This is a genomic window from Ruminococcus sp. OM06-36AC, from assembly GCF_003438725.1.
Taxonomy (GTDB): Bacteria; Bacillota; Clostridia; order Oscillospirales; family Ruminococcaceae; genus Ruminococcus_C; species Ruminococcus_C callidus.
Genome location: NZ_QSTT01000001.1, coordinates 129,394 through 155,155, shown reverse-complemented (window position 1 = coordinate 155,155; position 25,762 = coordinate 129,394). Strand labels below are relative to the sequence as shown.

At 51.8% G+C, this 25,762-nt stretch carries 18 protein-coding genes and 2 riboswitches; of the genes, 16 read left to right on the top strand and 2 right to left on the bottom strand.

What is annotated here, in order from left to right; all coding sequences use genetic code 11:
* The first annotated feature begins 6 nt into the window (after positions 1–6).
* From ribF to DXB92_RS00655, 12 genes are all read left to right on the top strand, one after another.
* The gene (gene ribF / locus DXB92_RS00710) at positions 7–933 is read left to right on the top strand and encodes a riboflavin biosynthesis protein RibF (RefSeq protein WP_117731781.1); all 927 of its coding nucleotides are present in this window, start codon (positions 7–9) and stop codon (positions 931–933) included.
* Positions 934–970: 37 nt separating this feature from the next.
* Entirely contained in the window at positions 971–2,434 is a 1,464-nt protein-coding gene (gltX, locus tag DXB92_RS00705) for a glutamate--tRNA ligase (protein ID WP_117731779.1), read from the top strand.
* 139 nt (positions 2,435–2,573) lie between these two features.
* Positions 2,574–3,674, top strand: coding sequence for an ATP-binding cassette domain-containing protein (locus DXB92_RS00700; RefSeq protein WP_117731777.1), 1,101 nt, complete (start codon positions 2,574–2,576; stop codon positions 3,672–3,674).
* Positions 3,674–4,381, top strand: coding sequence for an ABC transporter permease (locus DXB92_RS00695; protein WP_021680772.1), 708 nt, complete (start codon positions 3,674–3,676; stop codon positions 4,379–4,381). Before DXB92_RS00700 ends, DXB92_RS00695 begins: the two co-directional genes overlap by 1 nt.
* Before the next feature lie 16 nt (positions 4,382–4,397).
* Positions 4,398–6,110: a GldG family protein gene (locus tag DXB92_RS00690; protein ID WP_117731775.1), complete on the top strand. Its 1,713-nt coding sequence runs from the start codon at positions 4,398–4,400 to the stop codon at positions 6,108–6,110.
* 12 nt (positions 6,111–6,122) lie between these two features.
* Positions 6,123–7,616: a DUF4340 domain-containing protein gene (locus DXB92_RS00685; protein WP_117731773.1), complete on the top strand. Its 1,494-nt coding sequence runs from the start codon at positions 6,123–6,125 to the stop codon at positions 7,614–7,616.
* Positions 7,617–7,656: 40 nt separating this feature from the next.
* Positions 7,657–7,947 carry a hypothetical protein gene (locus DXB92_RS00680; RefSeq protein ID WP_021680775.1) on the top strand — a complete coding sequence of 97 codons (291 nt, stop codon included), beginning with the start codon at positions 7,657–7,659 and terminating at the stop codon, positions 7,945–7,947.
* A 409-nt stretch (positions 7,948–8,356) separates the two neighbouring features.
* On the top strand, positions 8,357–9,043 hold the full coding sequence (locus DXB92_RS00675; RefSeq protein WP_117731771.1) for a dockerin type I repeat-containing protein: 687 nt from the start codon (positions 8,357–8,359) through the stop codon (positions 9,041–9,043).
* A gap of 237 nt (positions 9,044–9,280) precedes the next feature.
* Complete coding sequence (locus DXB92_RS00670; protein WP_117731769.1) at positions 9,281–10,711, top strand: hypothetical protein; 1,431 nt, start codon at positions 9,281–9,283, stop codon at positions 10,709–10,711.
* A 164-nt stretch (positions 10,712–10,875) separates the two neighbouring features.
* A complete protein-coding gene (locus DXB92_RS00665) occupies positions 10,876–11,220 on the top strand; it encodes a hypothetical protein (protein WP_051343602.1) in 345 nt (114 codons plus the stop codon).
* A gap of 328 nt (positions 11,221–11,548) precedes the next feature.
* Positions 11,549–11,857, top strand: a complete 309-nt coding sequence (locus DXB92_RS00660; RefSeq protein ID WP_147329996.1) for a hypothetical protein — start codon at positions 11,549–11,551, stop codon at positions 11,855–11,857.
* A 44-nt stretch (positions 11,858–11,901) separates the two neighbouring features.
* The gene (locus DXB92_RS00655; protein ID WP_021681131.1) at positions 11,902–12,585 is read left to right on the top strand and encodes a formate/nitrite transporter family protein; all 684 of its coding nucleotides are present in this window, start codon (positions 11,902–11,904) and stop codon (positions 12,583–12,585) included.
* A gap of 61 nt (positions 12,586–12,646) precedes the next feature.
* Here the strand turns inward: DXB92_RS00655 and DXB92_RS00650 are convergent, their stop codons facing one another.
* Complete coding sequence (locus DXB92_RS00650; RefSeq protein WP_117731765.1) at positions 12,647–13,879, bottom strand: chloride channel protein; 1,233 nt, start codon at positions 13,877–13,879, stop codon at positions 12,647–12,649.
* 109 nt (positions 13,880–13,988) lie between these two features.
* Positions 13,989–14,059: riboswitch (Fluoride riboswitch) on the bottom strand.
* Between the two features lie 246 nt (positions 14,060–14,305).
* On the opposite strand from DXB92_RS00650, the gene DXB92_RS00645 reads away from it, so the two are divergent.
* The 4 genes from DXB92_RS00645 (at position 14,306) to metK (ending at position 23,999) form a co-directional block, all read left to right on the top strand.
* Positions 14,306–15,031: a SprT family zinc-dependent metalloprotease gene (locus DXB92_RS00645; RefSeq protein ID WP_181976830.1), complete on the top strand. Its 726-nt coding sequence runs from the start codon at positions 14,306–14,308 to the stop codon at positions 15,029–15,031.
* A gap of 256 nt (positions 15,032–15,287) precedes the next feature.
* On the top strand, positions 15,288–18,761 hold the full coding sequence (locus tag DXB92_RS00640; RefSeq protein ID WP_117731761.1) for a glycoside hydrolase family 9 protein: 3,474 nt from the start codon (positions 15,288–15,290) through the stop codon (positions 18,759–18,761).
* 356 nt (positions 18,762–19,117) lie between these two features.
* Positions 19,118–22,294 carry a glycoside hydrolase family 9 protein gene (locus DXB92_RS00635; RefSeq protein ID WP_117731759.1) on the top strand — a complete coding sequence of 1,059 codons (3,177 nt, stop codon included), beginning with the start codon at positions 19,118–19,120 and terminating at the stop codon, positions 22,292–22,294.
* 340 nt (positions 22,295–22,634) lie between these two features.
* Positions 22,635–22,735, top strand: a riboswitch (SAM riboswitch).
* Positions 22,736–22,817: 82 nt separating this feature from the next.
* On the top strand, positions 22,818–23,999 hold the full coding sequence (metK, locus tag DXB92_RS00630; RefSeq protein ID WP_021683473.1) for a methionine adenosyltransferase: 1,182 nt from the start codon (positions 22,818–22,820) through the stop codon (positions 23,997–23,999).
* Positions 24,000–24,294: 295 nt separating this feature from the next.
* On the opposite strand, the gene DXB92_RS00625 is transcribed toward metK, so the two are convergent.
* The gene (locus tag DXB92_RS00625; protein ID WP_117731757.1) at positions 24,295–25,599 is read right to left on the bottom strand and encodes a family 10 glycosylhydrolase; all 1,305 of its coding nucleotides are present in this window, start codon (positions 25,597–25,599) and stop codon (positions 24,295–24,297) included.
* Between the last annotated feature and the right edge of the window lie 163 nt (positions 25,600–25,762).

The window sequence follows — 25,762 nt, the reverse complement described above, 5'->3', positions numbered from 1 at the left end:
ACGTGCTTGAAAGGATTCCAACGCATCACTGCACCGCTGGCACAGAAAAGTGCTGTGGCACTGGGCTTTTTTGACGGTGTGCATTTGGGACACCGTGCCGTGCTGGGGGCAGCTGCCCGCTGTGCGGCAGAACAGGAACTGCTGGCGTGTGCATTTACTTTTGCGGCAGATTCCGTTCCGGTAAAACAGGGCGTGCCGCTGTCTTATCTCTATACAGATACCCAGAAAGCGGAATTGATGCAGGACTGCGGGATCCACGGGGTATACTGTCCGGCATTTTCGGAACTGTGCGGACTGGACGGCGAGGCATTCTGCCGGCAGGTGCTGGTGGAACTGCTCCATGCACAGGAGGTATTCTGCGGCGGAGATTTCCGCTTTGGTGCAAAAGCAGCGTGGAATATCGACAGCCTGCGGGAATTCGGCAGCCAGTTCGGGTTCGGCGTGCATCAGGTCGCACCGGTGCTCTGCGGCGGAGAGAAAATTTCCTCCACCGCGATCCGGCAGGCGATCCGTGCCGGAAAGCCGGAACAGGCAGCGAACCTGCTGGGCGTGCCCTATCACGTCAGCGGCAGAGTTATCCACGGGGCAGCACTGGGGCGAACCAAGGCAGTCCCGACGATCAACATTCCCTTTGCAGCAGGACAGCTGGTGCCGCGGTATGGCGTGTATGTTTCACGGACGCACACCCCGCAGGGCAGCTTCGATTCCATTACGGATATTGGAGTCAAGCCCACTGTCAGCGAAGCACAGCTGCCGGCGGCAGAAACGTTTCTGCTGCACTTTTCCGGCGACCTGTACGAACAGCCCTGTCGGGTGGAATTGCTGCATTTCCTGCGGGACGAGCAGAAATTCCCCGATGTGGACAGCCTGTACCGGCAGATCGCACAGGATCAGAAACAGTGTCAGGAATGGCTGAAACAACATGATCTGTGAGAACACAGAGATTATCATATGAAAGGAAGTACTAGCAATGTACAAAAGAGTGAGAACCAGATTTGCACCCAGCCCGACGGGCTATATGCACATCGGCAACCTGCGTACCGCATTGTTTGCCTATCTGATCGCCAAGAAACAGGACGGCGATTTTATTCTGCGGATCGAGGACACCGATCAGGAACGTTATGTAGAAGGTGCCGTTGATGTGATCTATGACACCCTGCGGGTTGCCGGTCTGAACTGGGACGAAGGTCCGGACATCGGCGGTCCGGTGGGACCGTATGTACAGTCGGAGCGTATGGGCATGTTCAAGTCCTACGCGGAAAAACTGGTGAAAACCGGTCACGCATATTACTGCTTCTGTGACAAGGAGCGTCTGGAAGAAGTACGGAAAATTCAGGAAGCTTCTCACATTGCTCCCATGTATGACCGCCACTGCCGGAATCTCTCTCCGGAAGAAATTCAGGAAAAGCTGGACGCAGGTGTTCCCTACGTCATTCGCCAGAAGATGCCGCTGGAGGGAACTACCACATTCCACGACGACATTTACGGAGATGTGACAGTGGAGAACAGCACACTGGACGACCAGATCCTGATCAAGACCGACGGCATGCCGACCTACAACTTTGCCAACGTTGTGGACGACCACCTCATGGGCATCACCCATGTTGTACGCGGCAACGAGTACCTTTCCTCTGCTCCGAAGTATAATCTGCTGTATCAGGCATTCGGCTGGGACGTACCGGAATATGTACACTGTGCACCGGTCATGAAAGACAAGACACACAAGCTGTCCAAGAGAAACGGCGATGCTTCTTTCCAAGACCTGATGAAAAAGGGCTATCTGCCGGAAGCAGTTATCAATTTCATCGCACTGCTGGGCTGGGCACCCTCCGGCGAATATAACGAGCAGGAAATTTTCACGCTGGACGAACTGAAAAAAGCATTCGAGATCAGCGGCATCAGTAAGGCTCCGGCAATTTTCGACGACCAGAAACTCCGTGCCATTAACGGTGCTTATGTACACAAAATGGATCCGGCAGATTTCGAAAAGGCAGCAGAGCCGTATATCCGCCAGACAGTAAAGCGGACAGACATTGACCTGTCCCTGCTGTGCAGTGTGCTCCAGAACCGCACCGAAGTATTCTCCGATATTCCGGAGCAGGTGGACTTTATTGATGCCATGCCGGAATACGATCTGGAAATGTACCGCCACAAGAAGATGAAGACCACACCGGAAACCGCACTGGAAGCCCTGAAGGAAGCCCTGCCGGTTCTGGAGAGTGTCGAACAGTGGGATACTGAGCACATTCACGAAGCACTGTTTGCAAAGATCGCAGATCTGGGCGTGAAAAACGGCTGGATGCTGTGGCCGCTGCGGACAGCTGTTTCCGGAAAGCAGTTTACACCGGGCGGCGGCGTAGAACTGTGTGCAATTCTGGGCAAGGAAGATACACTGGCACGTGTTCGAAAGGCGATTGACGCACTTTCTGCATAAGGCTTTGCAATCAGGCAATTGGAACCTTTCGTAAGATTATCACTTCTCTATCACAATAGAATGATAAACTATACCTAGTTTTTGTGTGCAGGGCAGGAGCGTTCTGTCCGGCACGCAGCAGAAGGAGGCAATCACAAGGATGATTGAAGTCAAACATCTGACGAAACAATACGGCGACAAGCTGGCAGTCAACGACATCAGCTTTACCGTAGAGGACGGCGAGATTCTGGGACTTCTGGGACCGAACGGTGCCGGAAAGTCTACGACCATGAATATGCTGACCGGCTACATCAGTTCCACCTCCGGACAGGCACTGATCAACGGCACTGACATTCTGGAAGACCCGATCAAAGCCAAGGCACAGATCGGCTATCTGCCGGAACTGCCGCCGCTGTATCTGGATATGACCGTCATGGGCTATCTGAACTTTGTCTATGACCTGAAAAAGTGCAAGCTGCCCCGCCGTTCCCATCTGAAAGACGTGTGCAACCTGTGCCGCATCAGCGACGTTTCCGGTCGTGTCATCAAGCACCTGTCCAAGGGCTACCGCCAGCGTGTCGGTCTGGCACAGGCACTGATCAACAACCCGCCGATCCTGATTCTGGACGAGCCCACTGTTGGTCTGGACCCGAAGCAGATCATTGAGATCCGCACACTGGTCAAGAAGCTGGGCAAAAAGCACACCGTCATTCTTTCCTCCCACATTTTGTCGGAGGTACAGGAAGTCTGCGACCGTGTGGTAATTATCAACCACGGACAGATTGCCGCAAACGACACCATTGACAACCTGTCGAAGGCGGTTTCCGGTGTCAACCGTCTGGTGGTTCGCATCAGCGGTCCGAAGAATGAAGTGCTGCAGGCGATTCGTGCTATAGACGACGTGACGAAAGTCCGTGCAGATATGGAACGGGAGCCGAAGATCTTCGAATTCGAGATCGAGGCAAAACCCGATGCCGACATTCGTCCGGCTCTGAACCAGATGGTCAAGGAACACGGCTGGGACATTTACAAAATGGATCTGGGCGTGATGACGCTGGAAGATGCATTCCTGAAGATCACCATGGGCGAGGGTGTCAAGCTTTCTTCGGAAAAGAGCAGTGCTCCCGCCGCAGAAAAGTCCGCAGCTCCGGCAGCTGAAACTACGGCTCCGGAAGAACCCGCAGCAGCACCGGCAGAAGCCGAAAAGGCAGAAACGCCGGCTGAAGATGCTGCACAGAAACAAGAAGGAGGCGAAGCGTAATGGGTGCGATCTATCGCCGTGAAGTCGGAGCGTTTTTCACCTCCAGCATTGCCTATGTTTTTCTGGCAGTGTTCTATCTGGCAGCAGGCTATTTCTTCTTCGGCTCGTCGCTGGCAATGGCAACGACCGATATGTCCAACTTGTTCAGCAGCCTGTTTTTCGTCATCACCATTCTGATTCCGGTACTGACCATGCGTTTGTTCAGTGAGGAAAAGAAGCAAAAGACCGAACAGGGACTTCTGACGGCACCGGTTTCCATCGGCGGCATCGTCATGGGAAAATATCTGGCAGCCCTCACGCTGTATACCATTGGTCTGGCGATCATTTTTGTCTATGCTCTGATCCTGAGCTTTTTCGGGGCAGTGGCATGGGGCATCGTGATCTCCAACATTCTGGCACTGTTCCTGCTGGGAGCAGCCTTTATTGCCGTGACATTGTTCATCTCGTCCCTGACCGAAAATCAGGTAGTTGCCGCTGTGCTGGGCATGATCGTTCTGCTGGCACTGGCTCTGATCGACGTGGTGGCACGGTATGCAGAAAATGTACCGGTTGTTCCCACCGTTCTGAATGCTCTGTCGTTCTACACCAGATACTATGATTTCACTGCCGGTCTGTTTGATCCGGCTGGCGTGCTGTTTTATGTAAGTACGGCAGTGATCTTCAACTTCTTTACGGTACGCGTGTTCGAAAAACGGCGTTGGAGTTGAGAGGAGGACATCACCAATGGAAAAACAGAAACATACAGAAACAGCAGAGGCTTCTCTGGAAAAACAGCAGAAAAAACTGAAGAACCGGAAAAAGCTGAAATACGGCGGTCTGGCAACTGCGATCACCGTGATCTTTGTGGCAGTTGTGGTACTGGTCAACGTCGTGGTCACCCAGATCGGCAAGCGGTATCCGGATTTTAAGCTGGATCTGACCACCGCAAACCTCTATGCGATCAGCGATGAAACACTGGACTATATCCGCAATATGGACAAAGACGTGGACATTGCCATTTCTTCCGATGAAGCTACTTTCACTTCGGACAAGAACAATAAGATGATCGCGGAAACCCTGTCCAAGTATCAGGGCTATTCCGACCGCATCAGTGTGACCTATTTTGACACCACCAAGGATCCGGACGTATTGTCCAAGTATCAGGAACTGTACGGCGGTTCGATCCAGTCCAATGAGATCATCATCACCAGCGGCAGCCGCATCAAGGTGTACAACACTACCACTGATATGTTTGAAGTGGATCAGCAGAAGTACCAGTACTATCAGTACGGCATGGCAAGCTTTGCAGACTGCATCACCGCGTTCAAGGGCGAACAGACCCTGACTTCCGGTATCATGAACGTTACCGATTCCAATCCCAAGACCGTGGGCATCATTGCCACCACCAACGGCAGCCCGATCTTTGCACAGACCAACACTTCTTCTGACCCGAACACCTATGCGTTCTATGCAATGGAAAACCTGCTGGACGAAAACGGTTATGATGTGAGCCGTCTGGACATGATCAACGACACACTGGATACAGAAAAGTATGACATTCTGGTGCTGCCGGCTCCTAAGACAGACCTGACCACCGATTCTGTACAGAAGCTGCAAAACTTCATGTACAACGACGGCAAGCTGGGCAAGCAGCTGGTCTACATCGCAGACTACACCCAGTCCTCCACGCCGAATCTGGACGCATTCCTGAAAGAGTGGAACGTACAGGTGGATTACAGTTCTGTCATCGACGAAAACAACAGCACCAATCAGGAAGTCAACATTCTCCTGTCCCAAAGCAACAACAGAAGCTTCGTGGCTCCGGTCGTGACAGTGACAGATGAAGAAGACTATACCGGTAATCTGGCAAATGCCAGCCTGCCGATCGTGGCTCCTATGGCACGTCCGATCCAGACACTGACCGCCAACAACGGCAGAACGGTAACGGCACTGCTGACCTCGTCGGATACCTCTTACTGCTACCCGCTGTCGCCGAAGGACTACAGCACAGACAGCACTGCTGCTGTGGCTGACGGTTCTGCGGACAGTCAGGAAGCTACAGAGGCAGCCACCGAAGCAGCTGCTACCACCACTTCTTTCGATAAGGATTCCGCACCCAAGGGACAGAATACGGTTATGGCACTTTGCCGTGACCAGCAGTCCACCGGTGACGCTTTCATTGAAAGTGATGTGATCGTGCTGGGCTCCATGTCGATGCTGGACGTAAATCTGGTACAGAATTCGGCATACAACAATGCGGAATACTTTGTAGGTCTGCTGAACTCTGTCTGCGGCAAGGAAGACAGCATCGTAGTTGCTTCCAAGGACTTGACACAGACTTCGATTTCCGCATCTGCAACACAGCTGAAAGCGATCCGTCTGGTCGTGGTATTCCTCATTCCGCTGGCAGTTGTTGTGGCTGGCGTGATCGTTGCAGTCCGCAGACGGTACCGTTAAGGGAGGCACATCATGCGTAAAAAAGCACTGGGAATCATCGGCGGCGTGGTGCTGGTGGCAGCACTGGGCACGGCATCGTTTTTCCTGCTGCGGAATACACCGGAGGAGGATTCTTCTTCCGTGTCTTCTTCTGACAGCGGCGAGGAAAGCATTTCGCTGACCTCGGAAGACCCGAACGATGTGACTTCTATCGACATCACCAACGGCAGCGGTTCCTTTGCAGTGGTTCGCACGGCAGAGGGCACCGGCACAGGAGATGACCATGCGGCATATGCCGTGTCCGGCTGGGAAGATCTGCCTATGGATACCTCCACCCTGTGGACACTGTCCAACAATACCGCTTCTATGGAAGCCAACGGGGTGGTAGAAGAAAACTGCTCTGATCTGGAAAAATTCGGGCTGGACGATGCCGAGGCGATCGCAGTCACACTGCATTTCGCCGACGGCAGCGATTACAGCTTCCGCGTGGGCAATGCTGCCGCAGATGCTTCCAATACCTACTTTGCACCGGCAGACAAGGACACCGTCTACACGGTGAAAACATCGCTGGTGGCAAACTTCAGCAAGTCCGCAACGGATTTCCTGTCCACTACGATGCTGGAAGCACCGGCGGATACCAATGATTATCCCATTGTCAACAAGCTGACTGTGGAACGCAAGGATATGGACTATATGCTGGAGCTGGACTATGACGAAGATGCCGCAAACAACACCAATATGGGCGGCACTGTGGCAAGCCATGAAATGGTATCGCCGGTGCCGGCATATCTGAGCGTAGACCGTTCGACACCGGTGGTGACCGGCATGTTCGGACTGAAAGCGGAAAAGGTTGCAGTTCCGCACCCCTCGGCAGAGGACATTGCCAATGCCGGACTGGACGACCCGTTCGGGACGGCAACCATGGCGTGTGCAGACGGCAACACATATGTACTGACATTCGGCGAACGCTTTACCGAAAAAGATGAGGAGAACGGTACGGAAACGGCGTACTATTATGCGATGCTGAACGGTGTGGACGCAATCTATCAGGTGACCGGGGAAAACTTGGTCTGGGCGACAACAACGCCCACGGATATTGCTTCCAAGCTGGTGCTGGGCACCTATGTCTGGGACGTAGGCTCACTGGATGTCAGCGTTGGCGAGCAGAAGTTCCAGTTTCAGGTGACCGGCAGCGATAAGGACACCGCAGTCGTTACCCTGAACGGAGAGAGTACCGACAAGGAACGTTACCGCCAGTTCTACGCGTTCCTGCTGAACACCACGGCGGAAACCGTCAAGCTGGACGGCGAGCCGGCAGGGGAGATGCTGGGAGAAATCCACGTCAAGACACAGGACGGCAAATTCGAACGGGATCTACAGTTCTACGCCATTGACGAGTTCACCTGTCTGATCACCGCAGACGGCAAGTCGGCGTACACCTGCCGTAAAACTTATCTGGACACACTGCTGAACAACATGAACATCTACGACGACACAAGTCAGGACTTTACGACGAACTGGAGCTAAGTCAGGGGGCTGACCGTTCCGGAGAAAGGAAGGAACAGCAATGAATCAGGAATTTTTTATGTATCGGGGGTATCCTCTGGTACGCAAGGGAAACGAAATCTATTATGGGTATATGTCAGAGCCATTCGTGGTAATGATGCAGATCGTGCATCAGCAGGAAGTGAACGGGCTGAAGGTTGCAGATAAGATTCGCGTCTATCAGATCGCAACCAAGGAGCCGGATCCTGTGAAGGCGATCACCAAGACTTCCGACCGACCGAATTTGTATGAAGCCGTAGATCTGGCAAACGTCTGGCTGAAGCGTGCTGAAAAGGACGCAGCAGCAAAGTAAATCCGATTTGCTTGGAAAAGAGCATCTCTGCACGGGAGCGATCCTGTGGGAGATGCTCTTTTTGTTTGGCTGCCTTTTTTTCAAAAATAGGCTCCCCTGAAAGGGCACCCGCAGGGCGTGCCTTGTGCTGAGCTGTCACCGTAGGTGACTGAGGGGTACTTCTGTGAAACCTGATACATCAAGTAAAAGATTTCACAGGAGAACCCCTCCACCGCCTATCGGCGGTTCCCCTCCCCTAAAGGGGAGGCTATTTTTATTCAGGCTTTCCCTTTTTAAGGGAAACTATGGTTCTATAAAAAGAAAAATGGATTTGTATAAGATTTTTTCAATTTTCCCTTGCATTTTTCTGCATCATATGTTATAATATGAAATGTAATTTCTGGATATGACAAATTTAGGAGGGTGTAATATGAAATTGTGGAGAAAACTGCTGGCGGCGGTGACTGCCGGAACGATTTGTCTGGGGAGCATCGGGGCAATGCTGTCAGTCAGTGCGGAAACAGAGTTGGATTCCTCTGCTGTATCCGAAAACTCCACAGAAGTAAAGGCATCAAAAGGTGCACATACACATTACTATGGTGAACTTGCAAGCAGCCCTGATAATTGTTCCGGTTGGTATTTTTACTGTGTTGGAAAAATTGGTGATAAATATACTATGATGGGCGATTCTATTGCTGATAAATATGCTATTGAGCATGGGTTTGTTAAAAATGATCTTGATACTGCTGGTGGTTATGTTTGGCTTGGAACCAATCCGCCTACGATAACGACTACAAAAGTTACCACCAAAACAACCACCAAAACGACTACCACTACCACCCAGCCAAGTATCCCGACCTCGAAAACGGGCAGTCTGGACAAGGGTGATATTGACGGCAGCGGCAGTCTGGATTCGACAGATGTGTTCTACTCCATGCTGTACATCGCCAATACTGCGGTAGGGAATACCGTGAAAATCAGCAAGGAACAGATCACTGCTGCAGACGTGGACGAAAGCAGCAGCGTAGATGCGACTGATGTCTATTACCTCATGTACTACATCGCACTTCACGGCGTTGGCGTAAACGTGTCTTGGGACGACGTTCTGGCAAAGTAAAATCGAAAGCACATTCTGAAACCGGCTCTACGGAAAGAGTCGGTTTTTTTATTTTTATTCAGGCTTTCTTTTTTCAAAAGTGATGTTCGCTTGCAGTTTGCACGATGCTCATTTTCTCAAAAAATCCCTTGACAGCACAGCCGGAATCCGGTATAATAAACCAAGAACAATCGCACAGAATGTGCAAAATATCAGAGCGTGCTGCTGAAGCATGCTCTGCTGAAAAGGAGAATATACATGGAAGTTTACCGCATTCACATGGGCAAGGCAAAGTGTGCCGTTGATCTGGGGGACGGCAGCGAACGGGGTGAATATGTCGATCAGGATTACATTCTGGCGAAAATGGGCAGACCGCACCGCAGTATCAGCCTGATGTACTGCTATTATCCGCTGGACGAAGGCTGGCCGGGGCGTGCCAGCGTGGTACACGCCAGCCCTGATGTCAGCTTTGCGTGGGATTATCCATACGATGACTATTTCACCTACAAGGGCGGACTGGGCGGCAACACCGACGGCGAACCGTTCAACTACATGCGGGAGATCCGGCAGCACGGACAGGACGTTTCCCTGACCCTGACCATTGATCCCCACGTTTCCGATGAACATCTGGCGGCGATCGGCGAGGATCTAAAGTCCTTCGGCAGAGTGTTCCTGCGTATCAACCATGAGGCAACGGGTAACTGGTTCTCGTTCAACAAACGCTGCACCTATCAGGAAGTGGCAGACTTTTTTGTCCGTGCCAGCCGTATCATCAAGGAGCATGCTCCCAACGTGCAGACCATTATCTGCATCGGCGGCATCGAGGATCTCTCCAAGGAGGAAATGGAAAAGGAAGCCGAGTTCGCACAGACCATTCCCGCAGCTGACATCTGGTCGGTGGACAAGTACATGGCACTGCACTGGGGCTGGCCCTATGACGTGGCAGAACACGGCGGCACTACTCACAGCCGCGGCACTGTGGCGGACACCTACGAGAAAACCAAACGCAGCTTCGAACGGTTCCGTTATCTCAACGGCGGCGTGGAAAAGCCTATGACTATGGCAGAGTTCAACGCTGACGGCGACGTGACCGGTCCTTATGAACAGGCAGACATGGTAAAGGAATTCTGCGATACACTGGAACGGGAACAGGCGGACTGGTTCAGTGCGTTCACGTTCTACCAGTTCCGCGACCGCGGCAGACTTGGGCTGGAGATCGAGGATCCCAACAATGCAAATGTGGGAATCACACAGCCGGTGCTGGATACCTATAAGGAAATCATTCAGCGTGACTGGTTCAGACCTCAGATCACCCGTCAGGCAGGCGAGGTACAGCTGCCGGTGACACTCCGCTGGAGCAACTCCGAGGACGCGGAAGGTCTGGAAATCCCGCTGCATTTCGAGAAGAACCCCACATTCTGCGAACTGACCTTTACCGAGGAAAGCAACCTGATGCTGGAACTGAACGGCAAGTGGTTCTATAAGGCACCCAAGACCAAGACGGTAGATCTGATGGCGGCATTCTTCGAGAAGCCTTTGCAGGGCGAAGCTGACCTGACCCTGAAAATTTTCGCACCGCCGGCAACCGGTGAGAATGACCTGTCTGTGAAAGACGGGCTTTACCACTGCGACACCGTTCTCCACGAACTGCCGCAGATCCGGATTCGGTTTGCACCGGTGGAAGCGTAACATGCCAATGTTTCCGAAAAAATAACACTTGACAAAAACTTGTGAATCATGTATAATTTAAGTAACGTTATGAAAGTCGGAATTGTAAGAGATTATCGGAAAACATGAAATTTCAGAAAAGCAGCATGTTTTTCGGAAGATTCCGGAGATTGGAGTTACTGAACATGGGTATTTTTGACAAGATGAATCAGGTGAGCCGCAATGTGGCAGAATCTTCCAAGAGTGCTGCGGAAACCAGCAATCTGAAAAAGAAGATCGCATACGAAAAGGAACGGATTCAGGAAGTAATGACCGAGATCGGCAGACTGTTCTATGAGAATCCGAACGGCGATCATCAGGAAGAACTGAAGCTGTGTGCAGACATCGACGACAGAAAGCGTCGTATTGCCAGCATGCAGGGCGACCTGAGCACGCTGAAGGGTGTTCGCATCTGCGGCAAGTGCGGTGCACGGTTCGACGAGAAGTACACCTTTGACTTCTGCGGCAAGTGCGGTGCAAAGCTGAGTTAAGGCAACACCGCACAAAGCCCGCCTGACGGCTTTGCACGCAATCTGCGTGCAGATTTTCCGTCATATTGCCCAGAAGTCCCTTACAATACGACTGCGTTCGAGGCAGGATTCTGCCCGAGAACAAAGGAGTGTCGCACCAAGATAAATTGCGACCGGCAGTATGCCTGCGGAATTTCTGGGCAATCTGCCGAAAAATCTGACAACGCACCTTACGCACAAGCTTTGTGCGGTGTTGCCTTAAGCCAAATACTGAATGAAGCTGAATTTTGATGAACTGGAAAACGGCATGCTCTCAGAGTGTGCTGTTTTTTGTGAGGAGGAAGAAAAAATGGAATCGATGCTTTCTTTTGACTGGAGCAGTGTTTCTGTAAATTCCGGCGAAGTGATCGCTCTGATGCGGAAACACCGGAATGACAAACTGGACGTGCTGTTCCACTATGCGGACGGCATTTATCGTGTGGGTGTTGATCCGGAAAATGCCAGAGAACCGTTTTATATGGACGATGAAACCTATCCGTCCATGTTTGCGTTTTGCAGCTCGGCATGCATTGAGGGTGGTTTTCTGCTGCCGGACTTGCAGGCACCGCTGCACATTCTGGCAGTGAATGACGGTGATCCGGCGGAGTTTTTCGCATAAAGGAAACACTGCATAAAAGTATAGAAAGTGTAGGAAATAAAAAAATGGAAAAGAAGCAAAAAAATAAGTGGCTGTCCTTTCTGGCGGACGGTATGCTGTCCGGTCTGATGATCGGCATCGGCTGTGTCGTCAGCATGTCCTGTGAAAACCGCTATCTGGGGGCATTTCTGTTTTCGCTGGGACTGTTCTGCATTGTGCAGTTCCAGTATGGACTGTACACCGGCAAGGTGGGATATATTTTCGACCGTGACAAGGCGTATCTGGGCGAAACGTTCTTCACCTTTTTGGCGAATGCGATCGGTGCCGGCCTGACTGCCGGCATCGTGCACCTGACACGGTTCGCAACGGAAACCAAGGTAAACGGCATGGACGTGACACTGATGGATCGTGCACAGGCAACCATGTCCGCCAAGTTGGACGACAGCTTGCTTAGTTCTTTTGTGCTGGCGTTCTTCTGTGGCATTCTGATGTTCTCCGCTGTAGAAGGCTCCCGCCGCTGCAACGAAAAGAAGAACTTCATCGGCGGCGTGTTCATTGTGGTAATGCCGATCATGGTATTCATTCTGTCCGGCTTCAACCACTGCGTGGCAGATGCGTTCTATTACTGCATGGCTGGCTGCCCGAACCCGCTTCGTGCACTGTGTTATTTCCCGGTGGCAATTCTGGGAAATCTGTGCGGTGGTGTGTGCATTCCGCTGCTGAAGCGGCTCTCCCGCAACCCTCTTTGAGAAATCTGCTTCCTTAAAAGCCGTACATGAGCGATCATGTACGGCTTTTTGAAAACGTGTCTTATTTTTGCCCCTGCAAAAACAGCGGAGCCGGTTTCTGTCTGCCGTACATGGAACGGTTGCCGTTGCAAAGACGGGAAACGGTGCAGACAACGGCGAAATAGGGCAGGTACGCGAATCCGAACACTTCGGTTCCGATGCAGATCGGAGCGAGCCATGTATTGGAAGCACTGCCGAAAACGGCGGTATAGCAGAGTGCGGCGGCGAATACCGGAGAGATACCGAACAGCGGGGCAAGTGCTGCACCAAGGCAGGCACCGATTGCAAACAGCGGTGTGACTTCGCCGCCCTGAAATCCAATGGCGAGGGTGCAGACGGTGAACAGCAGCTTGCACAGAAAGTCGAACCAGTAAATGGTTCCGCCGTCACAGGCGAGGGCAATCAGATCGGTGCCCAGTCCGGCGTATCTGCCGTGTCCGGAGAGCAGGAGAAACATTGCCAGTACCGAACCGCAGAGGGCAATGCGAATCACAGGGTTGGGGAGCAGCTTGGCAGCATAGATTTTTCCTTGCTTCAGCAGCAGGGTGAAGATGCCGCCCACAATGCCGGAGGAAATCCCCAGCAGCAGAACCGGCACGGAAAGCGGTGCAAAGCCGGCTTCGGGAAGTGCCACCTGAAAGGTTTCCAGCCCCAGTGTGACGGAGATCCCGTTTGCTGTCACTGCGGCAATGGCGGCAGGCAGCAGGGCACGATATTCCAGTTTCCCGATTGCCAGTACTTCCAGTGCAAAGCAGACTGCCGCCAGCGGTGCGTGAAACAGCCCGCTGAAACCGGCAGCCATTCCGGCAATGGTCAGAATGGGAACGGCATCGGGAATGCTCCGGAACCACGGGATCCGGCTGCCGATGTTGTGGGAAACCGCAGCTCCCAGCTGTACAGCGACACCCTCCCGTCCGGCACTGCCGCCGCAGAGATGTGTCAGCCACGTGCTGCCGATCAGAAGCGGGATCAGCCGGAAGGAAATACGTTTTGCAGTGCCGTCCGCAGCATCAAAGATCAGGCTCATGCCCTGACTGCTTTCCCTGCCGTATTTCTGGTATATCCATACCATGCAGACACCGGCAATGGGCAGAAAGGGAACACACGAGATCAGGTGCTCTGTCCGGAATGTACCGATCCACAGCAGCACACGCCCGAATCCGGCGGTGAGTGCACCGGTGATACAGCCGGCAGCTGCCGCCAGCACACAGAGCAGCAGAGTGGGGAAAATCAGTTGCAGTTTGATTTTTTGCATAAACAATACCTCCGAAAAAAAGAAAAAGCTGACAATATCTGCCTAGGAATCTGTTTCATCTCTTTTTCTGCACGTCTTTTCGGCAGATAAAAAAATATGGAACAGACCCTAAAAAGCAGATGTCATCAGCACTCAAGCGGTTTTGGAATCCCAAGGGAGAACATCATTCCCTAAGGAAACGCTGCATAAAGCCCGCCTGACGGCTTTGTACGCAATCTGCGTGCAGATTTTCCGTCATATTGCCCAGAAATCCCTTGCCATACATCAAGTATGCCTGCGGAATTTCTGAACAATCTGCCGAAAAATCTGACTACGCATCTTACGCACAAGCTTTATTCAGTGTTTCCCCAATTTATTATACATCGGATTGCAGGATCTGTCAAGTGCTGCAAAAATGCATCTCACCGAAAGCGAGGACACCGACCCATGAAAGAACAGCGGAACATCACTCTTGCCGGCGAAACCATTTCCTACACGCTGGAACGGAAAGCTGTCAAAAATATCAACATGCGGCTTCGTCCGGAAACTGGTCTGCTGGTTTCTGCACCGATGCATGTGCCGTCAGAACGGGTGGAACAGATCTTACAGCAGCATGCCGCGAAAATTCTCCAGACCCTGCACCAATACGCCGATGCCGCAGACAAGCCGAAACAGTATCCGGTGCACTATACCGCCGGAGAACCAGTACTGTATCTGGGGAAATCCTGTCGGCTGGCGGTGGAACGCGGCAGTCGGGAAAGCGTGCTGGTGCAGGGGGAAACGCTCCGGCTGCTGGTGAAACAGCCGGAAAACGAACAGATTCGGAAACAGGTATTCGACAGCTGGTGGAAAAACGCCTGCGAAAAGGCAGTGCGGAATCTCTGCCGTGCAGTTTATCCCGTGTTTGAAGCGAAAGGCGTGGCATTTCCTGAGATCCGGTTCCGGCATATGGTTTCCCAGTGGGGCAACTGCCGCCCTACCCGCGGCGTGCTGACGTTTAATCTGCGGCTGCTGGCGGCACCGGTGCGGTGCATGGAGTACGTGGTGATGCATGAGTTTTCCCATTTTCTCCATCCGGATCATTCGCCGGCATTTTATGCGGAGATCGCCGCAGAACTGCCGGACTGGAAACAGTTACAGAAACAGCTGCGTGACGTGGAAACGCGAATCTGACCGATGCAGCACTTTTGGGGCGTGTATGCATTTGCAAAATCAGCATGATTTCGGCAGTAAATTGACATTATGGCTAAAAAATCCAGATGCCGTTTGGGCAGTTTTCATAGATTTCTCGTATGAAAGGAAAAAACTGTTGATTTTTTTTGTGAGGTATGATAGAATAAATTTCGGGCATGTCTGCACTTTTTGAGAATTGTCCTGAAGTTGGGGCAGAACGGTGCAGAAAAATGCGAACTACGAAAGGAGTTTTTTTATGAAGAAACTTGGGCTCGGTAAGCGGGTACTGGCGTGTGCTGCCAGTGCTGCGACGTTACTGACCGGAACTACAGCATTGTCCGGACTGACAACGCTGGGAAGCATGGCGGCATCTGCTGCGTCTTATGACAACTACGCAAAGCTGCTGCAGTACTCCATGTATTTTTACGACGGCAATATGTGCGGCTCTGATGTGGGAAGTGCCTCCCAGTTTGACTGGAGAGATAACTGCCACGGCAGCGATGAAGTGGACGGCGGCTTCCACGATGCAGGCGATCACGTAAAGTTTGGTCTGCCGGCTGGCTACACCGCTTCTACTCTGGGCTGGGGCTATTATGAATTCAAGGACAGCTATGATGCACTGGGACAGACAGCTCATTTGCAGGCACTGACCGATCGCTTCTGTGACTTCTTCAAGGCAAGCACAAAGCTGAGCGGCGATACCGTAACCAGCTTCTGCTATCAGGTAGGCGTAGGACAGGCTGACCACGATGTCTGGTGCTCTCCGGAGTCCCAGAATGACCAGAGTCTGCGTACTGCTTACTGGACTTCTGATGATGCCAGTGACATTGCCGCAGAATATGCAGCAGCACTGGCTGTCAACTACATCAACTTCGGCAACGCAGAAGACCTGAAGTATGCAAAGGCACTGTACAATTATTCTATCAAGACCAATAAGGCAAATTGTCCGGAGGCTGAAAACTTCTACAGATCTTACGATTACTATGACGATCAGGCATGGGCAGCTGGCTGGCTGTATCTGGCAACCAAGGACAGCACCTACAGCTCGTTCCTGGACAAGTTCATGAACGACACCAATGCCGGTAAGTCCGGTCAGTCTGGCTGCAAGTGGGGCGTATACTCCACCATGTGCTGGAATAATGTCAGCCTCGGTGCTGCGATCCTCCAGAGTGAGATCACCGGCGATGCAATGGACTGGGCAAAGGTCACCACATATCTGAACGGCAAGTGCACCAGCGAAAGCACATATTACTGCGAAAGCGACTGGGGCAGTGCACGTTATAACACCGCACTGCAGATGGCAGCACTGGCTACCACGAAATATTCCGCAAAGAGCGGCATGGATTATTCCAGCTGGTGCAAGGCACAGATGGGCATGATCCTGGGCAACAACCCGAAGAATGTGAATTTCGTTGTCGGCATGGACAGCAATTCTGCAAAGTATCCGCACCACAGAGCTGCATCCGGCTATCAGAGCTTTGACGAAATGAAGGGCAGAACCGACTACAGCAGCAATGGCCACACGCTGGTCGGTGCTCTGGTCGGCGGTCCGGCAGACTCCAACTTCACTTATACTGACTCTGTAAACGACTATCAGGCAAACGAAGTTGCCCTGGACTATAACGCAGGTCTGGTCGGTGCAGCAGCAGGTCTGTATTCTATTTACAAAACCGGTTCTGTAGACTCCAGCATTGAAGGTGTCAGCGGCAGCATTGTTACCACCACCAAGGCAACAACTATCACCACCAAGGCAACAACTACCACCACCAATAAGCCGGTGACTACAACCACAACACAGGCTACTACCAAGCGGAATATCACAACCACTACAATTGCCACTGCCGCTCCGTCCGGCGGTAAGACTGCAAACATCACCACCGGTACACAGGTTGGTACTGACGGTGACAAGCAGATGTATGCAGAATTTGCTCCCAACGGTGCAAAGACTGCGACTCTGTACTACAAGGTCAAGACCAGCGACACCAACTCCAGCGGTGCATTCGGCACATGGACAGGCTCCTGGGTGCAGGAAGACTTTGAGGTTACCGTTGGTGCAAACGGTGAGTGCAAGGTGTCCTACAACATTCCGTCCAACGTTGGTGCAACTGTCAAGGCAATGGTCTTTTATCCGGACGCAAGCAGCGTTGAGATCGAAAAGGTCGTTCTGGACGAAAGCAGCACACCGGTCACCACAACTGTTGCTACCAGTGGAAATACTTCCGGCGGCGGCAAGAATGCCAATATCACCACCGGCACACAGACTGGTACCGCAGGCGACAAGCAGCTGTACGCAGAATTTGCTCCCAATGGTGCAAAGACTGCAACTCTGTATTACACCATTTCCACCAAGGACACCAACTCCAGCGGTGCATTCGGCACATGGACCGGTTCCTGGGAACAGACTGACTTTGAGGTTAGCGTTGGTGCAAATGGTCAGTGCAAGGCAACTTATAACATTCCGTCCAATGTAGGTCAGACTGTCAAGGCAATGGTCTTCTATCCGGACGCAAGCAGCGTCAAGATCGACAAGGTCGTTCTGGACGAGGGAAGCAGCAGCAACCCGACAACCAATGCAACTACTACCAAGCATAACCCGACTACAACTGCTACTACTGCTGCGGCAAGCGGCGATGACAAGACTGCAAACATTACAACCGGCACACAGACTGGTACCGCAGGCGACAAGCAGCTGTACGCAGAGTTTGCTCCCAACGGTGCAAAGTCTGCAACGCTGTACTACACCATTTCTACCAAGGACACCAACTCCAGCGGTGCATTCGGCACATGGACTGGTTCCTGGGAACAGACTGACTTTGAGGTCAATGTTGGTTCGAACGGTCAGTGCACCGCAGACTATGTGATCCCGTCCAACGTGGGTCAGACTGTCAAGGCAATGGTCTTCTATCCGGATGCAAGCAGTGTCAAGATCGACAAGGTCGTTCTGCACTACGGCAACGTAACACCGGGCACTACTACTGCAAAGCCTTCCAGCGGCGGTAAGTATACCAAGGATATTAATAAGGCAATTGTTTATGATGAACTGCCGGCAGGCGATAAGATGTTGGGCTGGAAGTGGTCCGATCTGGGCGTTCCGGCAGGCGAAAAGGTCACCAAGGTTGAGATCAACCTCTCCACCAGCAAGAAGCAGATCGGCAAGTGGCAGGGTGCATTCGGTTCTTCTACCAGCGTGGCTCCGGATTACTGGACACAGTCCGAGGATATGGAACAGACCATCAGCGGAAAGACCGGCAGCATCGTATGGGATGTGGATTCTGCAACTTCTGCGATCATTCAGACCCAGTACGGCGGCGAACTGAAGTTCGGCGTATGGTGGATCGACTGCAACAAGTTCACTATCGATTCTATCACAGTTTACACAGACGCTTACAACGGCAGCGGTCAGATCACTACCACTGTATCTACAACCAAGGCAACTACCAACAAGACCACCGCTTCCACCACAACTACCACCAAGAAGACAACCACCGCTACCAACGGTCCGAAGCCGAGCGTAAAGGCAAGCCTGTACGGTGACGTAAATCTGGACGGCCGTGTGGACATCACAGACGCAGTTCTGCTGAACAAGAAGGTTGCCGGCGTGGTAATCCTGAACGACCAGCAGTATGCAAATGCTGACTGCTGCACCGATGACGGTGTTGGTCAGGCAGATTCGACGGTACTGCTCCAGTTCCTCGTTTCGATCGTAAGGACTCTGCCGGCTGAGGGTTAATCTCTGTCAAAAATCGGCAATTTTCACAAAAAGGATACGGGCAAATTTTGCCTGTATCCTTTTTCTTTTCTGTTTTTTCCGAAAAATCTGTCGTTACATATGGCAAGTTGCACAAAAAGCATGGAAACTGTTTAGCATGTTTTACTGAAATTTGAAAATCTACTTTACAATGAATTTTTCATGTGCTATAATAAATGAAACGAGAAAGATATGCCCTGTAAGGGATAGTTGCGTCTGAATCCTATCCGGTGCGGCGTATATCTGCCGGCGTGTTCGGCGAAAACAATCGTTGAAAGTGGAACATGCGTACCCTTGTTCCAACATCAAAAAATCTCTAATTTTCAAGGAGGATATTTATGCTGAAGAAAAAACTCGGCAAGAAGGCACTTGCCTTCGCTTCTGCTGCAGTGATGGCAGTTTCTGCTACCGCTACAGGTCTGACTGCACTGTCTATGACAGCGTTCGCAGGCGAGGAGCTGGGCGAAGGTACCTTCGAAAACGGAAAGGGCTTGCCTTGGCACATTTGTGAAAACGCAACTGCTGTCATGAAGTTCGACATCACCGACGGTATCTATGCGATCAAGCTGGAAAACATCGGTGGTACTGCAAACGGCGGTGAAAGCCGTTGGGACTGCCAGTTCCGTCACAGAAATCTTACCATTGAAAGCGGTCACACCTATCGTATTACCTACAGCGTAAACCCATCTAACAGCGGTCACATGTACGCAAAGCTGGGCAACATGTCAAAGGACGATCAGGAACTGTGGCACAGCAATGGTGACGAACTGTCCCTGTCTTACGAAGAAGGTCTGACACAGGAACAGCTGGAAGAAAAGCTGAAGAGTGCTTCCAAGACCGGTAACAAGGTAGACTACGGTCAGGGCTGGGATGCTTGGTACAACAAGGAATATCCGGCAAACCAGTGGACCACAGTTGCTTATGAATTCCAGGCTACTGAAACCGTTAAGGGTACCGCAGAATGGACCTTCCACATGGGCGGTCAGGGTAACTACGCGAAGATGGACTGCTTCCCGAAGGATACCATCATCCGGTTCGACAACCTGGCACTCATCGATATGACCGATGATGCATCTGACTATCAGGCAGAAGCTGCTTATGAGCCGACCGGCGTTGAAGTAAACCAGGTTGGTTACTATCCGAATGGTAAGAAGGTTGCAACTGTTGTTCTGTCCGAAGGTGATACTACCAAGTATGACTACGAGATCAAGGACGCAAGCGGCAGCGTTGTTTACAGCGGCACTACCGACGGCAACACCAAGTATGATGAACTTGGTGCTTGGGATTACACCCAGCAGATCGACTTCACAGATTTCACTACAGAAGGCAAGGGCTACACCCTGACTGTTGCCGGCAAGACTTCTAAGAGTTTTGACATCGACAAGAACCTGTATGAAAAGCACCACGACAAGAGCATGCTGACCTATGCACTGAACTACTTCTATCAGAACCGTGCAATGGATACTGAAGACAAGTACATTCCGTCTCCGCAGAGCCAGGAAGGCAGCAAGAAGACTCTGGCTCGTAAGGATTCTCAGCACTGGCCGACTGATAACGCTTACATCGCAGACAAGTGGGTTTACATCTACACCTCCAAGCCGTCCTACAGCCAGTCCATTAACGTAGCTGGCGGTTGGTTCGACGCTGGTGACTATGGTAAGTACGTTGTAAACGGCGGTATCTCTCTGTGGACTCTGATGAACATGTATGAGAGATCTCTCATGGTAGGCAAGGCTGACAAGTTCGGCGATAACTCCACCGTTATGTCTATTCCGGAAGCAGGAAACGGTACTCCGGATATTCTGGACGAGTGCAAGGTAGAACTGGACTTCTTCCTCGAAATGATGCGTGACGATGGTATGGTATACCACAAGGCTCACGACTACAAGTGGACCGGTCTGGCTGTTGCTCCGTATGACAAGAACGAAGGCGACAAGGAAAACAAGGCTCCGATGCGAATCGTTAAGCCGGTTACCTATGCAGCAACTCTGAACGCTTCTGCAACATTTGCACAGGCAGCTCGTCTGTTCAAGGATTACGATGCAGCTTATGCAAAGACCATGGAAGATGCAGCAATCAAGACCTATGCAGCAGCACAGAAGAACTTCAAGAAGTTCTCTGGCTGGGGTGGCGACACCAAGGGTGAAGGCGGTATCTCTGCTGACCTCATGTATGCTCCGCTGGATCAGAACAAGGGCGGTGGCCCGTACGGTGACACCGAAGTCAGCGACGAATTCTACTGGGCAGCTTGCGAACTGTACATCACAACAGGCGACAAGACCTATTATGATGAACTGATGAAGTATGGTACCAACGCTTATGGTACTGACAACGCAAAGGCTCTGGAAATCTCCACAACTCTGGTTGGTGGTGAAAACAACGGTTCATTCTCCCTGTTCACATGGGGTACTCTGAACTCCGTTGGTTCTATCTCCCTGTATGTAAATTCTCAGGCTATGCTGGATAAGGGCCTGCTGACTCAGGATGAAGTAAACACCCTGAAGGCAGAAGTTCTGAAGGCAGCTGACTCCATTCTGGAAGTACAGGACAAATCTGCATATGGTATCCCGTATGTAGGTCATGACTATGATACCACTGTATGGAAGTACAATGCTGCTTCCGGTACAGGCGATTCTGAAACCAAGACTCTGAGTGGCGGTTACGAATGGGGTTCCAACTCCATGGTAATCAACAACTCTATGGCACTGGCTCTGGCATATGACGCATCTAAGGAAGTAAAGTACATTGACGGTGTTACCACTTCAATGGACTACCTGATGGGTCGCAACCCGCTGGAACAGGGTTATGTAACCGGTTACGGTGAACACTCTACCACTTACCCGCACCACAGATGGTGGTCTGGTCAGCTGAACAGCGACGACTTCCCGTATGCTCCGTACGGCGTTCTGTCCGGTGGTCCGAACTCCAACATGGAAGACCCGATGGTTCAGGGTCAGGGCTACAAGGTAGGTTCTATCGCTCCGATGAAGTGCTATCTGGATAACGTAGAAGCATGGTCTGTAAACGAGTGCACCATCAACTGGAACTCTCCGCTGTGCTGGGTTGCTTCCTTCCTGGATGACGAAGCTCCGTACATCGAACGTGATCCATCTTCTACTACTACAGCTACTTCTTCTACCGACACAAAGGATACAACTACAACAACCGCTGCTACTACCGCAGCTTCCACTGATGCAAGCGATGCTACTACAGATGCAAGCAACGCTTCCACAACTGACAGCAATGCTACCACCACCAGCGTAACTGCTGCATCCATCACTCCGGGTCAGCTGCTGCTGGGTGATACCAATCTGGACGGCGCTGTAGACGTTACAGACGCAGTTCTGCTGAACAAGAAGGCTGCAAATGTTGTAACCTTCAACGCACAGCAGATGCTGAATGGTGACTGCTACGATCAGAACGGTGAAATCGACGGCAACGACGCAACAGCTCTGCTGAAGTTCCTCGTTCACATTCTGAAGGGTCTGCCGGAAAACTCCAGCATGAACGCATAATGAAATCGTTGCTTTAAACGAGTTTCACAAATAAAAAAGGCACTGCGGCTGCATGGCTGCGGTGCCTTTTTTGCTAAGGCAATACCGCACAAAGAGCGTCTGGCGACTTTGCACGCCATCTGCTTGCAAATTTTCCGTCATATTTCACAAAAATGCTCGTGAATACATCAAGTATTCACTCCGCTTTTTGTTTCATCTGACGAAAAATTTGACGACGCATCTGTCGCACAATCTTTGTGCGGTATTGCCCTATCTACAGAAAATGTCGAAATTTCCTATTGACAAATCAACGCGAATCTTGTATAATAAAAACAGAGCAATGCTCTGCAAAATACCTTATACCTTATCAAGAGTGGTGGAGGAACAGGTCCTGTGAAGCCCGGCAACCAATCGCTGATGCGATACGGTGCCAATTCCTGCGGTATAACCGAGAGATGAGGGGTTTGTACAAAAAATTTTGGACACCCTATACGGGTGTCTTTTTTTTGATACTTTTCCCAACGACACAGAAAGGAAGAATTTTATGGCAAGAACTTTATTTACATCAGAATCTGTGACAGAAGGACATCCGGATAAGATCTGCGACCAGATTTCTGACGCAGTGCTGGACGCAATTCTGGAACAGGACAGCAAGGCTCGCGTAGCGTGTGAAACCATTGTGGAAACCGGCATGGTGCTCTGCATGGGCGAAATCTCCACCACTGCCAAGGTGGACATTCAGCAGATCGCACGGGACGTGATCGTAGACATCGGCTACGACAGAGCCAAGTACGGTTTCGACGGCTACACCTGCTCCGTTTTGCAGGCGATCAACAAGCAGTCACCGGATATTGCTATGGGCGTTAACGATGCTATCGAAACCAGAGGCGGCGAATCTACCGAAACGGGTGCCGGAGATCAGGGCATGATGTTTGGCTATGCCTGCGACGAAACACCGGAACTGATGCCGCTGGCAATTTCGCTGTCCCATAAGCTTTGCAAGAAGCTGGCAGAACTGCGGAAGAATAAGACACTGACCTATCTCCGTCCGGACGGCAAGGCACAGGTGACTGTGGAATATGACGGGGACAAGCCGGTTCGTGTGGACACCGTTGTCATTTCCACCCAGCATGCCGCAGATGTATCGCTGGAAACCATTCGCCGCGATATGATGCACTATGTGATTCCGGCAGTGATTCCGGCAGAACTGCTGGACGAAAACACCAAGTATTTCATCAACCCCACCGGTCGCTTTGTTGTCGGCGGTCCGCAGGGTGACAGCGGTCTGACCGGACGGAAGATCATCGTAGACACTTACGGCGGCACGGCTCGTCACGGCGGCGGTGCATTCAGCGGTAAGGATCCGACGAAGGTGGACCGTTCCGGTGCGTATGCTGCACGGTATATCGCCAAGAATATCGTGGCTGCCGGTCTGGCAAAACGCTGTGAAGTACAGCTGGCTTATGCGATCGGCGTGGCACATCCGGTTTCCGTTCTGGTGGATACATTTGGCACCGGCACAGTTTCCGAGGAAGCCCTTTCCAAGGCAGTTCTGGACGTGTTCCAGCTGACACCGGACGGCATTATCCGCATGCTGGATCTGCGGAAGCCGCAGTACCGGAAGCTGGCTGCTTATGGTCACATGGGTCGTGAAGATCTGGGCGTTGCGTGGGAACGCAAGGACAAGGTCGATGCACTGAAGGCTGCTGTAGCAAAGTTTCAGTAAGTAATCCGCAAAGCATTATGCAAAAGGCTTTTCTCCCCAAACAGGAGAAAAGTCTTTTTTGCAAATTTTTTCGAAAAAAGTGTGACCTTTTCGCCGGAACGGTGTCTATATAAGTGAAACGCTGTAACAAGTATTCCAGACAGCTTCACGCCTCTGTGCAATTTCTCCTAAGGAAATACTGAATAAAGCCCGTCTGACGGCTTTATGCAGTGTTTCCATAAGCACAGAGGTTGATATACTCATTCCCAAGACATTGCTCTGCTTCTTCTCCGAGGCAGGGCATTGTTGTTTCCTTTTATAAGAGATCGGCAGGCATTCCCCGCAGCAATGCCCCCAGCTGTTCCACCTGCTGTGCCATGCGTTCAGCGTTGGATTCCGGCAGAAATGTGGTGGCATAGTCGTAAACCGCCAGCCCGTCTGTGCCGTCGGTTTCCAGCACCTGCGTTGCCTGCCGGACAGGCAAGTCCCACTGTGTCGTCCATTCCATACTGCCGGAACCTGCCCACTGGTCAACTTTGCCGTACTTGTGAGTGCCGATGCCGATCACCAGCGAAACGCTGTCATAGGTGACAGTCTGCACCCATTCTGTGACAGTTTCGGAAAAGGGAGCGGCTTCGTTTTCGAAGCCGAAGTATACCTGTGGGATCAAAACGTCACAGTAGCCGGCTTCACTGCCCCAGCGGCGGACATCGGCATATTGTTTGGTATAGTTTCCGTCCATGGTGCCCTGCGGACTGATGCTCAGCAGCAGCTCCGGTGATTTTGCCTTGACAGTGCTGTAAATTTGCTGTATCATTTCGTTGACTTGGGAGAGCCGGAACTGGTTCAGGTTGTCCGCCTTGACATCTGCAAAGGCGGCGGCATCAAAGGCGGTTTCTGTAGTGGGGTAGAAGTAGTCGTCCAGATGAATCCCGTCCACCTCGTATTGCTGTACGATTTCCGCCACCCCGTCGGCGATCAGCTGCCGTACTTCCGGATAAGCCGGATTCAGCCACCAGTAATCGCCGACCTTGCAGAGATAGGTGCCGTTTTTCTGGCTGTCGCGGTACCACTGCCCGATCTGGTAACGATCAGAGAGGGCACCCATGCCGGCATCATTTTGCAGCCGCAGGGGATTGATCCAGCCGTGAACAGACAGGTGCAGCCGGTGTGCCTCCTCCAGCAGAATGGGAAGCGGGTCGAAATCTCCTACTGCTGCCGCTGGGGGAAATAACTGGGAGCAGTAATAGGCATCACCGAAGGCACGGAGATGCAGGTATACCGTGTTGATGCCCATATCTGCCGCCTGCTGGAATCGCTGATGCATACTCTCCCGAAATTGTTCTGCCGTTTTTCCCGCAAGAGTGTCGGCGTAGTCCAGATAGGGAAACCACATGCCGTAGGTGGTCTGGTAGTTGCAGACTGCTGCGGTGTCCGGCGTTTTCGTAGGGCAGGGTGTGGTGCCGCTTGCCACGTGCAGTTGTTGTACCTGCTGGACATGCTTGGTCAGGTCGTCGCAAAAGGCGGCGTTTTCCGGTACGTGGTGTTCGGACTGTACCGTGCAGCCGCCGAGGGAAACCAGCAGAAAAAGAGTGAGAAATCGTGTGATCTTGTGTGTCATATGTGCGTAACCTCCGAAAACAGCGAAAATATCGCAAAAAAACTTGTGGAAATACAGCGAATCACCGAAAAGAAAAAATCGCCTTGCATTGCCCTATAAAAAATGTTATAATAAAAGTATGTTTCTGATTGCGAAAAAATGCATGGCTTGTTCGGAACGGCCG

Excerpts from the sequence above, each read along its gene's own strand:
- gltX (WP_117731779.1), top strand. The coding sequence starts at position 971 with ATGTACAAAAGAGTGAGAACCAGATTTGCACCCAGCCCGACGGGCTAT.
- DXB92_RS00700 (WP_117731777.1), top strand. The coding sequence starts at position 2,574 with ATGATTGAAGTCAAACATCTGACGAAACAATACGGCGACAAGCTGGCA.
- DXB92_RS00695 (WP_021680772.1), top strand. The coding sequence starts at position 3,674 with ATGGGTGCGATCTATCGCCGTGAAGTCGGAGCGTTTTTCACCTCCAGC.
- DXB92_RS00690 (WP_117731775.1), top strand. The coding sequence starts at position 4,398 with ATGGAAAAACAGAAACATACAGAAACAGCAGAGGCTTCTCTGGAAAAA.
- DXB92_RS00685 (WP_117731773.1), top strand. The coding sequence starts at position 6,123 with ATGCGTAAAAAAGCACTGGGAATCATCGGCGGCGTGGTGCTGGTGGCA.
- DXB92_RS00680 (WP_021680775.1), top strand. The coding sequence starts at position 7,657 with ATGAATCAGGAATTTTTTATGTATCGGGGGTATCCTCTGGTACGCAAG.
- DXB92_RS00675 (WP_117731771.1), top strand. The coding sequence starts at position 8,357 with ATGAAATTGTGGAGAAAACTGCTGGCGGCGGTGACTGCCGGAACGATT.
- DXB92_RS00670 (WP_117731769.1), top strand. The coding sequence starts at position 9,281 with ATGGAAGTTTACCGCATTCACATGGGCAAGGCAAAGTGTGCCGTTGAT.
- DXB92_RS00665 (WP_051343602.1), top strand. The coding sequence starts at position 10,876 with ATGGGTATTTTTGACAAGATGAATCAGGTGAGCCGCAATGTGGCAGAA.
- DXB92_RS00660 (WP_147329996.1), top strand. The coding sequence starts at position 11,549 with ATGGAATCGATGCTTTCTTTTGACTGGAGCAGTGTTTCTGTAAATTCC.
- DXB92_RS00655 (WP_021681131.1), top strand. The coding sequence starts at position 11,902 with ATGGAAAAGAAGCAAAAAAATAAGTGGCTGTCCTTTCTGGCGGACGGT.
- DXB92_RS00650 (WP_117731765.1), bottom strand. The coding sequence starts at position 13,879 with ATGCAAAAAATCAAACTGCAACTGATTTTCCCCACTCTGCTGCTCTGT.
- DXB92_RS00645 (WP_181976830.1), top strand. The coding sequence starts at position 14,306 with ATGAAAGAACAGCGGAACATCACTCTTGCCGGCGAAACCATTTCCTAC.
- DXB92_RS00640 (WP_117731761.1), top strand. The coding sequence starts at position 15,288 with ATGAAGAAACTTGGGCTCGGTAAGCGGGTACTGGCGTGTGCTGCCAGT.
- DXB92_RS00635 (WP_117731759.1), top strand. The coding sequence starts at position 19,118 with ATGCTGAAGAAAAAACTCGGCAAGAAGGCACTTGCCTTCGCTTCTGCT.
- metK (WP_021683473.1), top strand. The coding sequence starts at position 22,818 with ATGGCAAGAACTTTATTTACATCAGAATCTGTGACAGAAGGACATCCG.
- DXB92_RS00625 (WP_117731757.1), bottom strand. The coding sequence starts at position 25,599 with ATGACACACAAGATCACACGATTTCTCACTCTTTTTCTGCTGGTTTCC.